A 13,202-nucleotide genomic window follows, 5' to 3' on the forward strand; every position below is an offset into this window, starting at 1 on the left:
GGATGCGCCGCTGGTATCGGCGGAACGGCATCCTGCCGTTCTTCGTGGCCACCGTCCCCACGGTGACCACGGCACGCCATCTTGCGATGGCGGCTCCCCCACATCGATGGACGGATGCTAACGATGTGTTCACGACCGCGGTATTGGAAAAATTCCTAGGCGAGGCGCCCTGGATCGCGCCCTGGCATGTTGCCCCGCAACAAAATCCGCAGATGCACGCCCTGATGGTTCGGCCGCAGCCGGAACAGGCCGCCCAGCGAGGTGACGCGGTCGCGCATGCCTTGCAGGCCGCGCCCGCCGCGGGGCAGGCGCGTGGGCAGGCCGACCCCGTCATCGCGGATGTCGAGCAGGGCCAGCACGCCGCCGTGACGTTCGCCGATGCGCAGGCGCAACCGGAATTCGCTGGCCTGCGCGTGCTTGACGGCATTGGTGGCGCTTTCCTGCACCAGCCGGTACACCGCGGTTCGGGTGTCCTCGTCGAGCAGGCGGGGATCGCCGCGCATGTCGGTATGGAAGGCGATGCCCGCCGTGGTCAGCAGGTCGCGGATAGGGCCTTCATCCAATGCCCGCAGCAGGCCGAATTCGTCGAGCACGGCGGGCCGCAGGTCGTCCAGCAGCCGGTGCAGCGCACGTCGCATGTAGCCCAGGATGGTGTTGATCGAGACGCTGATGTCTTCCAGTCCGGCCTGGCGCAGGCGCACCTGGGCTAGCTTCATGTGGGTCTGGATGGCGGTGATGTTCTGGCCAAGCTCGTCGTGCAGTTCGGCTGCCATGTGCCGCCGCTGGCTCTCTTCGGCCTGCAGGTTGCCGCGCGCGGCATCGCGCAGCTGGCGGGCGAGCTGGTCGAGGCGGCGGTTGACTGCGCCGAGGTATACGTTCTGCTCGGCCACCCTCTCGCTGCTGCGGCGCAGGGCATCGGTCGCGGCGCCGAGCATCAGTGCGCCGGTGCCTGCCACCGCCAGGAACAGGTAGCCCGCCGCGTTCTGCGGGTGGCCGGGCTGGTGGTCCACCGCAGCCATTCCCAGGCAGGAGACCAGCATGGCCAGCGTGGCACCGCGCCAGCCGTGCCGGAAAGCAAAGAACAGCACCGGTGCCAGCGAGAGCACACGGGCGAACTCCGGCTGCGGCGCGGCATGCTCGGAAAGCATCAGCAGCAGGGCCATGGCCGGCAGCATCACCAGCAGCCCGTCCATCAGCAGGCTTGCCACCATCTTCCGGTTGGGGTGTGCGCGCAGCAGCATGATCGCCAGCGGCGCGACCAGCAGGACGCCCAGGTAATTGCCCAGCAACTCCCGCCCGAGCGCACGCACCATCGCCGCGGGGTCGGTGTTCTCATGCAACAGCGCCAGGATCACCGCATCCGCGGCCGCCACCGCACCGACCACCAGCACCGCCGAGAGCAGCAGGCGCGTGGCTTCTTCCGGATCGCGCAGGCTGGCATGCAGGTTGACCCGGCGCAGCAGCCACAGGCTTATCATCATCACCAGCGGCTCGGGCAGGTCGCCGACGGTGAAGGTCTCCCACACTGCCGGCGGGCCGGAACGCAGGTCGAGAATGAGGGTGACTGCCAGTTCCAGCCCCAGCAGCCAGAGCCACTGGCGCACCGGTACGATCAACAGGGCGGCGAAGCGCAGGCCGAAAGGCAGCATCCAGTAGGGTTGCTGGGTAGGCAGCAGGGCCAGCCAGAGCGATACGTAGACCACGCCCAGCAGCGGGCCCGAGTCGGGCAGGGAGAAAGGCTTCGATCGCATGCGCGGATGGTACATGCCCCTATCGCCTGCCCAGCGCGCGGGCAGCCCCGCGGGCGGCCGCGGCCCCACTTCTTATAAACTCCTCGGGCTGGGCAACGGCGCCGGGGGGCGCCTGAAGCGGGCGTGCCTTCGGGCGGCCGCTGCTTTGCCCGAAACCTGGAAGTCAGTGGGGCAGCATGTACAGCATCGTTTTGGTTGACGACCACGCCATTGTCCGCGAGGGGTTCAAGCGGCTGATCGAAATGGAGCCGGACCTCGAGGTCATTGCGGAATGCCGCTGCGCGGATGACGCCGTCGAAGCGATCAACCATCGCCGTCCTGACCTGGTCGCGCTGGATCTATCCCTGCCCGATGGCAGCGGCCTGCCCTTGATCGAGCATCTGCACAGCCTGGTGCCGGACACGCACATCGTCGTGCTCAGCATGCATGACGGTGAACCGTACGTGTCCGAAGCGCTGCGCCGAGGCGCCAGCGGCTACGTCACCAAGGGTGCCGCGCCGGAGGAACTGGTGGCGGGCCTGCGCCAGGTGATGCAAGGCGAGACGTTCCTCAGTTCCGACCTGCGCCAGCGTCGCGCCGAGCGGCCCAGCGAGGCGCTCGATCCGGTCAACCGGCTCACGGCGCGCGAGCGTGAGGTGTTCCTGCTGCTGGCTGCCGGCAAGGCGCCCAAGCAGGTGGCCGCGGCGCTGGGCGTCGGCCAGAAGACGATCTACATCCATCGCGCCAGCCTGATGGGCAAGCTGGGTGCGGGGTCGGAACTGGACCTGTACCGGATGGCGAGCGAGCGCGGGTTGTTGTCCGAGCGCAAGAACTGACCGACGCGGAGCGCAGGGTGGGCTTCCGCCCACCGGCGCTGATCCACCAAGGTGGGCCGAGCCACTCCATCCAGCCTTGCATCAGGCGCTTTGCGCGCGCTCCAGCATCTGCTTGGCGTGGGCGCGGGTTTCGCGGGAGATTTCCACGCCGCCGAGCATGCGTGCCAGTTCGTCGCGGCGGCCGGCGGCATCCAGCTTGTCGATCTGCGTGCGGGTGGTGTCGCCATCGCTGTGCTTGCTCACGCGCAGGTGGGCGTGGCCTTGTGCGGCGACCTGCGGCAAGTGCGTGACGCACAGTACCTGGCGTTCGGCGCCCAGCGCCCGCAGCTTCTGCCCGACCACTTCGGCGACCGCGCCACCGATGCCGGTGTCGACCTCGTCGAACACCATGGTGCCGATGCTGTCCTTGCCCAGCGTGGCCACCTCGATGGCCAGGCTGATGCGTGCCAGTTCGCCGCCCGAGGCGACCTTGCGCAGCGCCCGCGGCGGCTGGCCGGGGTTGGCGCTGACCAGCAATTCGCAGCGCTCGCGGCCCTGCGCGTCCGGTTCGCTGCCCTCGGCCGGTTCGAGTTCGACCACCAGCCGCCCGCCGGCCATGCCCAGCTCGGCCATCAGCGCGCTGACTTCACCGCCCAGGCGGGCGGCGGCGTCGCGGCGGGACTGGCTGAGCGCGCCGGCTGCGCTGTCGTACTCGCGTTCCAGCCGCACGCGCTCGCCGGCCAACTTTTCGAGCGCGCCACCGGCGCCTTCCAGTTCGGCCAGCTCGGCCTGCAGCACGGCCAGCCGCTCGTGCAGTTCGGCGGCCGGGAGCCGATGGCGCCGGGCCAGGTCGTGCAGGCGCGCCAGATGCGTGTCGACTTCGGTGAAACGCTCCGGGTCAAGATCCACGTCCTGTGCGTAGCGGCCCAGCCCGTCGGCTGCCTCGCCGAGCTGGATCGAGGCGTTGTCCAGCAGCTCCAGCGCCGGCCCGAGGCGTGGGTCGATCGCGGCGAGCTTGCCCAGCTCCGCATGGGCGCGGCCGAGTGCGCGACGCAGCGCGAACTCGCTGTCGCCATCGAGCAGTTCGACCACGCCGGCGGCGCCCTCGGCCAGCCGGCCGGCGTTGGACAGGCGCTTGTGGCTGGCTTCCAGTTCCGCCAGCTCGACGGGCGGCAGTGACCATTTCTCCAGTTCGGCGGTCTCGTGGCGCAGCAGTTCGAGCCGTTCCTCGCGATTCTCGCCGCCGCTCAGCCTGCGGATGCGCGAGCCCAGCTCGCGCCACTGCGTGGCGAGCTCGCGCATCTGGCCGGCCAGCGCCTCGTGGCCGGCGTAGGCGTCGAGCAGGGCGAGCTGGTGGCTGCGCGAGAGCAGCGCCTGGTGCTCGTGCTGGCCGTGGATTTCCACCAGCAAAGTGGCCAGTTCGCCGAGCTGGCTGGCGTTGGCAGGGCGGCCGTTGATCCAGGCGCGCGAGCTGCCCTCGGCGCGGATGACACGGCGCAACTGGCAGGCGCCTTCGTCGTCCAGCTCCTCGCGCTCGAGCCACGCGCCGGCGTCGGGCAGGGCGGACAAGTCGAATTCGGCTGCCAGCTCGGCACGGTCGCAGCCCTCGCGCACCATCCCGCTGTCGGCGCGGGCGCCGGCCAGCAGCATCAGGGCGTCGACCAGCAGCGACTTGCCGGCGCCGGTCTCGCCGCTGACCACGGTCAGGCCCGGCCCGAAGGCGACCTCGGCTTCTTCGACGACGGCGAAATGGCGGACGTAGAGGGAAGTGAGCATGGACGAGGGGCGAGGAAAGGTCGCGCGATTGTAAGGGCAGGGGCCAGGGGCGAGTAGCGGGCCGCAGCGCCGCGGGCTTTTCTTGCATTCTTCCGCGGCGCACCTTATTTGTGTGCTGTCTCACCATCTGCAACGCGCATGCCTCTTTCCCATGGCCACGACCTCGACGCCCGTGCCCGGCGCCTGCTGCGCACGCTGATCGCGCAGTATCTGGCCGATGGCGAGCCGGTGGGATCGCGCACGCTGTCGCGCTCCTCCGGCCTGGACGTGAGCCCGGCCACCATCCGCAATATCATGGCCGACCTGGAGGAGGCCGGCCTGGTCGCTTCGCCGCACACCTCGGCAGGCCGCGTGCCCACGCCACGCGGGCTGCGCCTGTTCGTCGACAGCCTGATCGAGCTGCAGCCGTTGCCCCGCGAAGAGATGGCGCGGCTCAAGCGCGAGCTGCCGCCCGGGCCCACCACCACCCGCGACCTGCTCGGCAACGTCTCCACCCTGCTCTCGGCGATGACCCACTTCGCCGGCGTGGTGACGGTGCCGCGCCAGGGCGACTTTCCGTTGCGCCACATCGATTTCGTGCCGTTGCCCGACGCGCGCGTGCTGGTGATCCTGGTGTTCTCCGACAACCAGGTGCAGAACCGCATCGTGCAGCTGGCCCGGCCGCTGGACGGCCGCGAGCTGGAGCAGGCGGCCAACTACCTCAACACCCATTTCGCCGGGTTGCGCGTGGACGACATCCGCGCGCATCTGCTGCGCGAGCTGCGCGAGGCTGGCAGCGAGCTGAACCGCTTGGTGGCGAGCGCCACCGAACTGGCTGCGGCCTCCTTCGCGCCGCAGGGTGGCGAGGACGTGCTGGTCAGCGGGCAGACCAACCTGATGGGCTACGCGGAACTGGCCGACCTGGACCGCCTGCGCGAGCTGTTCGAGGCCTTCCAGAAGAAGAACGAGCTGCTGCAGCTGATGGAGGTGTGCGCCCGGGCGCCCGGCGTGCGGCTGTTCATCGGCGAGGAATCGGGTTTTGCCGCGCTCGATGGATGCAGCGTGGTGACTGCCAGCTATGGCGCGCAGGGGCGGGTGCTGGGTGCGATCGGCGTGATCGGGCCGACCCGGATGGCCTACGAGCGGGTGATCCCGGTGGTGCAGGCCACCGCCGGATTGCTCAGCGACGCCTTGAATCGGGCCGCGACGTCCCTATAACCGCCCCGGAGGGCGGGTTTCCCGCAGGTTCTTAACGGTCGGCACGGAGGTGTCGGCCCGTACTTTCGTTTGGGAGTAACGCATGCAGAACAACGAGCAGACGCCAGAGCAGGTGCACGAATCAGGTCCATCGGACGCACCCGGCCTCGACGCCCTGCAGGCCCGGATCGCCGAGCTGGAGGCCAGCAACGCCGAGTTGCGCGAGACCGTGTTGCGCGAGCACGCCGAGCTGGAAAACCAGCGCCGCCGCCTGCATCGCGACCTGGAGCAGGCGCGCCGCTTCGCCAATGAGAAGCTGCTCAACGAATTGCTGCCGGTCTACGACAGCCTGGAGCGCGGCCTGGCCATCGAGGGTGGCGACGCCGCCGCGGTGCGCGAAGGCCTGGCCTTGACCCTGAAGGCGTTGCTGAAGGTGGCCGAGACCCACGGCCTGACGCCGGTCGATCCGCTGGACCAGCCGCTCGATCCCGAGCGCCACCACGCCGTGAGCATGGTCGAGGCGCCTGGCAAGGCGCCGGGCACCGTGGTCAACGTGCTGCAGAAGGGCTATGTGCTGAACGACCGGCTGCTGCGGCCGGCCCTGGTCGCCGTCGCCAGGGACTGACGAAAGCTCCCGTTGCACTGAACACATCGCATCGGAAGCCGCGCCGGCATTGAATCGCCGCCCGCAGGCCTCCATCTGGAAAACCATCGCGGCCGCGGGGGCCGCCTAGAAAACATTTTGGAGCGGAGAGTATGGGCAAGATCATCGGCATCGACCTGGGTACCACCAATTCCTGCGTCGCCATCATGGACGGCAGCACCACCAAGGTGATCGAGAACGCCGAGGGCGATCGCACCACCCCGTCCATCGTCGCCTTCAGCAAGGACAACGAGGTCCTCGTGGGCGCGCCGGCCAAGCGCCAGAGCGTGACCAACCCGAAGAACACTTTCTACGCGGTCAAGCGCCTGATCGGCCGCAAGTTCACCGACGCCGAGGTCCAGAAGGACCTGCACATCGTGCCCTACGGCATCGTGGCGCACGACAACGGCGACGCCTGGGTGCAGACCTCCGACGGCAAGAAGATGGCGCCGCAGGAAGTTTCCGCCAAGGTGCTGATGAAGATGAAGAAGACCGCCGAGGATTATCTCGGCGAAAGCGTCACCGAGGCGGTGATCACGGTGCCGGCCTATTTCAACGACAGCCAGCGCCAGGCGACCAAGGACGCCGGCCGCATCGCGGGCCTGGAGGTCAAGCGCATCATCAACGAGCCGACCGCGGCCGCGCTGGCCTATGGCCTGGACAAGAAGGGCGGCGACCGCAAGATCGCGGTCTATGACCTGGGCGGCGGCACCTTCGACGTGTCGATCATCGAGATCGCCGAAGTCGACGGCGAGAAGCAGTTCGAGGTGCTGGCCACCAACGGCGACACCTTCCTCGGCGGCGAGGACTTCGACAAGCGCGTCATCGACTACCTGGTCGACGAATTCCAGAAGGACCAGGGCATCGACCTGCGCAAGGACCCGCTGGCGCTGCAGCGCCTGAAGGACGCGGCCGAGCGAGCGAAGATCGAGCTCTCTTCCGCGCACCAGACCGAGGTGAACCTGCCGTACGTGACCGCCGATGCCTCCGGCCCCAAGCACCTCAACATCAAGCTCACCCGCGCCAAGCTCGAGGCGCTGGTGGAGGACCTGGTCAAGCGCACCATCGAGCCGTGTCGCATCGCGCTCAACGACGCCGGCCTGCGCGTATCCGACATCAACGAGGTGATCCTGGTCGGCGGCCAGACCCGCATGCCCAAGGTGCAGGAGTCGGTCAAGGACTTCTTCGGCAAGGAACCGCGCAAGGACGTCAACCCCGACGAGGCCGTGGCCGTGGGCGCGGCGATCCAGGGCGGCGTGCTGGGCGGCTCGGTCAAGGACGTGCTGCTGCTGGACGTCACCCCGCTGTCGCTCGGCATCGAGACGATGGGCGGCGTGATGACCAAGCTGATCGAGAAGAACACCACCGTGCCGACCAAGGCCGCGCAGACCTTCTCCACCGCCGACGACAACCAGACCGCGGTGACCGTGCACGTGCTGCAGGGCGAGCGCGAGCGCGCCAGTGCGAACAAGTCGCTGGGCCGCTTCGATCTCTCCGGCATCGATCCGGCGCCGCGCGGCATGCCGCAGATCGAGGTCACCTTCGACATCGACGCCAACGGCATCCTGCACGTGTCGGCGAAGGACAAGAAGACCGGCAAGGAACAGAAGATCGAGATCAAGGCCGGCTCGGGCCTGTCCGAGGAGGAGATCCAGCGGATGGTCGCCGACGCCGAGGCGAACAAGGAAGAGGACAAGAAGTTCCACGAGCTGGTCGCCACCCGCAACAAGGCCGACCAGCTGGTGCACGCCACCCGCAGCGCGCTGAAGGAGCACGGCGGCAAGGTCGGCGCGCAGATCGGCGGCATCGAGGAAGCCTTGTCCGACCTGGAGAAGGTCAAGGACAGCGACGACAAGGCGCAGATCGAGGCCAAGATGCAGAAGCTCGAGCAGGTCGCGCAGGCGCTTTATGCGGCAGCGCAGGGTGGCGCCGGTCCCGAGGCCGGGCCGCAGGCCGCGCCGGGCGGCTCGGCCCAGCCCGACGACGTGGTCGATGCCGAGTTCACCGAGGTCAAGGACGAGAAGAAGTAATCATCGGGTCCGCCGGTGCCGCAACGAAACAGCCCGCCGGCTATCATGTCGCGCGGGCTGTTTGCTGAGCGAGCGGCCAGGATTGGAGCAGGGGTGCAGTTGAAGTCATGAATGCAGCAACGGGCAAGCGCGATTACTACGAGGTGCTCGGCGTCGAGCGCAGCGTCACCGAAGTCGAGCTGAAGAAATCCTTCCGCCGCCTGGCGATGAAATACCATCCGGACCGTTGCCCGGACGATCCCTCCGCGCAGGAAAAGTTCAAGGAGGCCAAGGAAGCGTACGAGGTCCTGGCCGACCCGCAGAAGCGCGCCATGTACGACCAGCACGGCCATGCTGCCTTCGAAGGCGGCATGGGCGGACGCGGCGGCGGCTTCGGCGACATGGGCGACATTTTCGGCGACATCTTCGGCGACATCTTCGGCATGGGTGGCGGCCGCGGGCGCGCACGCCGCGGGGCGGACCTGCGCTACGTGATGGAGCTGGACCTGGAGGAGGCGGTTTTCGGCGTCGAGAAGACGATCGAGATCCCGACCCAGGTCAATTGCCACCACTGCAATGGCACCGGCTCGGCCGACGGCAAGACGGTGCAGTGCAAGACCTGCCACGGCCACGGCCGCGTGCGGATGCAGAACGGCATCTTCTCGATCCAGCAGGCCTGCCCGCATTGCGGCGGCAGCGGCCAGAGCATCGAGAAGCCCTGCAAGGCCTGCCACGGCGAAGGCCTGCTGGAGGAGCGGCGCACGCTTTCGGTGCGCATCCCCCCAGGCGTGGACAACGGCGACCGCATCCGCCTCTCGGGCCAGGGCGAGGCCGGCCCGGCAGGCGCCGAACCGGGCGATCTCTATGTCGACGTGCGCGTGCGCGAGCACGCCATTTTCCAGCGCGATGGCAACGACCTGCATTGCGAAGTGCCGATCCGCTTCGCGCAGGCCGCACTCGGCTCCGAACTCAAGGTACCCACTCTGGAGGGCGAGGTGGCGGTGTCGATTCCGCCCGAAACCCAGACCGGGCAGACCTTCCGCCTGCGCGGTCGCGGCGTGAAATCGGTGCGTTCCGGCAGGGTGGGCGACCTGATCTGCCGGGTCCTGGTGGAGACGCCGGTGCGCCTCACCCGCGAACAGCGCGAGCTGCTGGAGAAGCTGGAGGCCACCTTCGCCGATGGCGACGCCGATACCCACACGCCACGCGCCAAGAGCTGGGTCGCTGGAGTGAAGGAGTTCCTGTCGCGGGTTACTTCATAGCGGGTCTCGTCGCCGCCGGCGGCTCGGCGCATGCAGGCCGGGAGCGATCCGGAATTTCAGAGGCGCCCGTGGTGCGTGCACTCGCACCTCACCCATCGGCACGGTGGGGAAGGCGCCGGCGCTGTTACGCTAGCGACTTTACGCTTGGACCTGCGATGAATCGACCACTCCGCCTGGCCGTCAACGGTGCTACTGGCCGCATGGGCCGCGCGCTGCTCGATCTGCTGCGCGACGACGACCGCTTCGAGCTGGTCGCCACGGTGACCGCGCAGGGCATGCCGCAGTTGGGCGAACGGGCCTACCACGATCGCGCTGAGCCATGCCTGCGTGCCGACTGGCCGCGGGAAGCGCTCGACGTGGTGATCGACTTCAGCGGGCCAGGCGGGCTGACCTCGGCGCTGGCGCACTGCCAAGCACACGGCATCGCGCTGGTCAGCGGCACCACTGGCATCGATGCGGCACTCAAGGCCTGCATATCCGACGCGGCCAAGCGCATCCCGCTGATGCACGCGAGCAACTTCAGCCTGGGCGTGGCCGTGCTTGCGCGGCTGCTGCGGCAGGCTGCTGCTGCCCTGCCGGACTGGGACCTGGAGATCATCGAGGCGCACCACGGACGCAAGCTCGACGCACCTTCCGGCACCGCGCTCTCGCTCGGCGAAACGGCCGCCGCCGCGCGCGGTACCACCCTGGCGCGCGATGGCGTGACGGGCGGACGCCAAGGCGCGCGTCGCATCGGCGGCATCGGCTTCGCCGTGGTGCGCGGCGGCGACATCGTCGGCGAGCACTCGGCGCTGTTGATCGGGCAGGGCGAACGCGTGGAGCTGGGGCATCGGGCCACCGATCGGACGATCTTCGCGCGCGGCGCCATCGAGGCAGCGCATTGGCTGTGTGGCCAACCGCCCGGCGCCTACGACCTGGACGCCTTGCTGGCACAACGCCTGGCCTAGAGCGCTTGCGTCGGTGGCCCCGCGCTTGTTGCGCGGGTGTGGGGCCGCTACCATGCACTGGTTGTCATTGGGGAGTAGCCATCCTCACCCCGCGAAGGCCCTGCCTTCGTTTCCCGAGGAATCCGCGTCAACACACTTGGAGTGAACGCTCCATGGCGTGGATGGCCGCACCGTCGCCAATCGGCGTGCGCTGCCCGGCGAGACCTTTGGCCACGATGTGCTCGAACCCTTGCCGGGCGGGCCGCATCGTCGCGCCATTGGTTTCCGCTCGCCCGGCCGGATCTGCATTGATGCTCACCACGCTGTGGTTTCTGCTTTCCGCCGGCGCGATCTACGCGGCCTGCGAGTATTTCGTCAACGGCATCGAGTGGCTTGGCCGCAAGTTCCGGCTGGACGCCACCGCCACCGGCACCGTGCTTGCCGCCTTTGGCACGGCGTTGCCGGAGAGCGCGGTCACGTTCATTGCCGTGGTGCTCGGGCACACGCCGGAACAGCGCGATATCGGTGTCGGCGCGGCGCTCGGCGGGCCGCTGGTGCTTGGCACCATCGCCTATGCGGTGGTGGGCGTTGCGTTGTGGAGCAACCGCCGCCGACTGCAGCGGGAAAGCGCGATGGTCAAGGTCGACAGCGTGCGGCTCGCGCGCGACCAGCGCTGGTTCCTGTCGATCTTCGTGGTCAAGTGCGCGCTGGGCCTGGTGGCGTTTGCGTTGAAGCCCTGGCTCGGCGTGCTGTTTCTTGCCGCCTATGCGCTGTACGTGTGGCGCGAGCTTCGAACCGGCGACACCTCGCCCGAGGAGGAAGCGCTGGAGCCGTTGAAGTTCCAGCCCGGCGCGGCCGACCCGGCACTGTGGCGCGTGCTGGCGCAGAGCGGACTGGCACTGGCGGTCATCGCCATCGCCTCGCGCGTCTTCGTCACGCAAATCGAGGTGATCGGCCTGGCGCTCGGGCTGTCGGCACACATCGTGGCACTGGTGCTGAGTCCCGTCGCCACCGAGTTGCCCGAAACGGTCAATGCGCTGATCTGGGTGCGCCAGGGCAAGGAGCGGCTCGCGCTGGCGAACATCTCCGGCGCGATGATGATCCAGGCCACCATCCCCAGCTCGCTGGCGCTGTTCTTTACGCCCTGGCTGTTCGATGCGCCGCTGATCGTGGCCGGTGCGCTGACCACGGTGGCGGTGGCCTACCTGTGGTGGCTGTTCCAGCGCGGACACGTGAATGCGCGGTGGCTGGTGCCCGTGGGGCTGCTCTACGCGCTGTTCGCCGCGTTCGTGGCGTGGCGCTTTGCCTGAAACTCAATCGCGGTGCGCGGCATTGCGGCCGCGCCCGGCGCCGAACCTGCGGTCCAGCGCGCCGAGCAGCTTCTTGAAGCTGCGCGCGAACTTGCCGCGGCGCGTCTTGCGCAGCTTCTCCTCTTCGCTGGTCAGCCAGGCGACCTGGATCACCCGGCGTTCGCCCTCGTAGGGCAGGTGGCCGTGGAAGGAGTTGTCGCAGCGCTTGAACACGGCGAACTCGCCGTACAGCGGCGTGAGCTCGGGCACGACCACGTCATCGATGTCGTCGATGCGGCGCAGGAAGCGCAGGCAGCCGTCGCTGGTGTCCGGCCACCGGTTGTTGAGATAGAGCAGGGCGGTGGCGACCTTGGATCTGCTGTCGGTGTGGATGGTGCCGTGGCGCTTGTTGAGGTGGCGGCACAAGGTGACCAGCGTGGGGTACTGGCCCAGGTCGTCGATGCCCAGGTGCGCCCCGATCGCACTGGCGAAGGCCGGTGCCGTGAGGTTCGCCACCAGCGCATTGATCGAGGGGCCGCAATCGGCCGGATCATAGGGAAAGAAGCCCGCGCTGCCGTAGCGTGGGAAATCCCGCTCCAGCTCCGGGCGCGCGTCATCGGGCAGTTGGCCGTGTGCGATCAGGAACGGAAACGGCTCCAGCCGCACGTCGGTATCCGGGCGGTCGAGACGGGCGGGATCGAGCAGGACGGTGGCGTTCATGGACGGCCGCTGGAACGGAATGCCAGCCAGTTTAGCGCGCGCCCGCAACGCCCAGACGTCCGCCTGGACGTCCTGTTCACGCTTCCGTGCGGTGGACAGCAAGGCCCCCCGCACCTATCATTGCGTCCCGCCCAAGACTTCTTCCGACCCCAAGGTCCACAAGCCTGCTTCCACGCGGCTTGCGGACCTTGCTGCACCTAAAGGCGGCCCCATGCCCATTCCCGCTCTGCTTGCCCTCGAAGACGGCAGCGTGTTCCACGGCCACGCCGTGGGCGCGGCTGGCGAAACCGTCGGCGAGGTGGTTTTCAATACGGCGATGACGGGCTACCAGGAGATCCTCACCGATCCGTCCTACGCCCGCCAGATCGTCACGCTCACCTATCCGCACGTCGGCAATACCGGCATCAACCCGCCCGATGGCGAGTCGACCCGGGTGCAGGCCGCCGGCCTGATCGTGCGCGACGTGCCGCGCCGCCCCAGCAACTGGCGCAGCACCGAAACCCTGCCCGAATACCTCGAGCGCCAGAACGTGGTGGCGATTGCCGGCATCGACACGCGCCGGCTGACCCGCATCCTGCGCGACAAGGGCGCGCTGAACGGCTGCATCGCGGCCGGCGAATCGATCGACGCCAACGACGCGCTGGCCAAGGCGCGCGCGTTCCCCGGATTGAACGGCATGGACCTGGCCAAGGTGGTCAGCGTGCGCGAGGCCTACCGCTGGACCGAAGGCGCGTACGACCTCGACCGCGCCGCCTTCAACCAGCCCAAGTTGCGCTTCAAGGTGGTCGCGTACGACTTCGGCACCAAGCTCAACATCCTGCGCTTGCTCGCCGAACAGGGCTGCGACGTCACCGTG

The 13,202-nt window shown here is 68.5% G+C and carries 11 protein-coding genes and 1 riboswitch; of the genes, 8 read left to right on the forward strand and 3 right to left on the reverse strand.

Going from position 1 to position 13,202, the window contains the following annotated elements; genetic code table 11:
- Positions 1–155: 155 nt before the first annotated feature.
- Entirely contained in the window at positions 156–1,751 is a 1,596-nt protein-coding gene (locus tag HOQ08_RS09185) for an MASE1 domain-containing protein (protein WP_291193531.1), read from the reverse strand.
- 176 nt (positions 1,752–1,927) lie between these two features.
- Between HOQ08_RS09185 and HOQ08_RS09190 the strand changes: the two genes are divergently transcribed.
- Complete coding sequence (locus HOQ08_RS09190) at positions 1,928–2,566, forward strand: response regulator transcription factor (RefSeq protein WP_291193533.1); 639 nt, start codon at positions 1,928–1,930, stop codon at positions 2,564–2,566.
- A gap of 81 nt (positions 2,567–2,647) precedes the next feature.
- Here the strand turns inward: HOQ08_RS09190 and recN are convergent, their stop codons facing one another.
- Entirely contained in the window at positions 2,648–4,321 is a 1,674-nt protein-coding gene (gene recN, locus HOQ08_RS09195; RefSeq protein WP_291193535.1) for a DNA repair protein RecN, read from the reverse strand.
- 138 nt (positions 4,322–4,459) lie between these two features.
- On the opposite strand from recN, the gene hrcA reads away from it, so the two are divergent.
- From hrcA to HOQ08_RS09225, 6 genes are all read left to right on the forward strand, one after another.
- On the forward strand, positions 4,460–5,518 hold the full coding sequence (gene hrcA, locus HOQ08_RS09200) for a heat-inducible transcriptional repressor HrcA (RefSeq protein ID WP_291193537.1): 1,059 nt from the start codon (positions 4,460–4,462) through the stop codon (positions 5,516–5,518).
- An 82-nt stretch (positions 5,519–5,600) separates the two neighbouring features.
- Entirely contained in the window at positions 5,601–6,122 is a 522-nt protein-coding gene (gene grpE / locus HOQ08_RS09205) for a nucleotide exchange factor GrpE (protein WP_291193539.1), read from the forward strand.
- A 131-nt stretch (positions 6,123–6,253) separates the two neighbouring features.
- Complete coding sequence (gene dnaK / locus HOQ08_RS09210; RefSeq protein WP_291193541.1) at positions 6,254–8,170, forward strand: molecular chaperone DnaK; 1,917 nt, start codon at positions 6,254–6,256, stop codon at positions 8,168–8,170.
- A 107-nt stretch (positions 8,171–8,277) separates the two neighbouring features.
- Complete coding sequence (dnaJ, locus tag HOQ08_RS09215) at positions 8,278–9,411, forward strand: molecular chaperone DnaJ (RefSeq protein ID WP_291193544.1); 1,134 nt, start codon at positions 8,278–8,280, stop codon at positions 9,409–9,411.
- Positions 9,412–9,566: 155 nt separating this feature from the next.
- Complete coding sequence (gene dapB, locus HOQ08_RS09220; protein WP_291193546.1) at positions 9,567–10,358, forward strand: 4-hydroxy-tetrahydrodipicolinate reductase; 792 nt, start codon at positions 9,567–9,569, stop codon at positions 10,356–10,358.
- Positions 10,359–10,415: 57 nt separating this feature from the next.
- Positions 10,416–10,668, forward strand: a riboswitch (yybP-ykoY riboswitch).
- Positions 10,649–11,647, forward strand: a complete 999-nt coding sequence (locus HOQ08_RS09225) for a sodium:calcium antiporter (protein WP_291193548.1) — start codon at positions 10,649–10,651, stop codon at positions 11,645–11,647. Its footprint overlaps the riboswitch before it by 20 nt.
- 3 nt (positions 11,648–11,650) lie before the next feature.
- Here HOQ08_RS09225 and HOQ08_RS09230 read toward each other — a convergent pair whose 3' ends face one another.
- Complete coding sequence (locus HOQ08_RS09230; RefSeq protein ID WP_291193550.1) at positions 11,651–12,346, reverse strand: 2OG-Fe(II) oxygenase; 696 nt, start codon at positions 12,344–12,346, stop codon at positions 11,651–11,653.
- A 211-nt stretch (positions 12,347–12,557) separates the two neighbouring features.
- On the opposite strand from HOQ08_RS09230, the gene HOQ08_RS09235 reads away from it, so the two are divergent.
- A partial coding sequence (locus tag HOQ08_RS09235) for a carbamoyl-phosphate synthase domain-containing protein (protein ID WP_291193552.1) occupies positions 12,558–13,202 on the forward strand: 645 nt, incomplete at its 3' end.

The sequence above is a fragment of the Frateuria sp. genome (assembly GCF_013362045.1).
Taxonomy (GTDB): Bacteria; Pseudomonadota; Gammaproteobacteria; order Xanthomonadales; family Rhodanobacteraceae; genus Frateuria_A.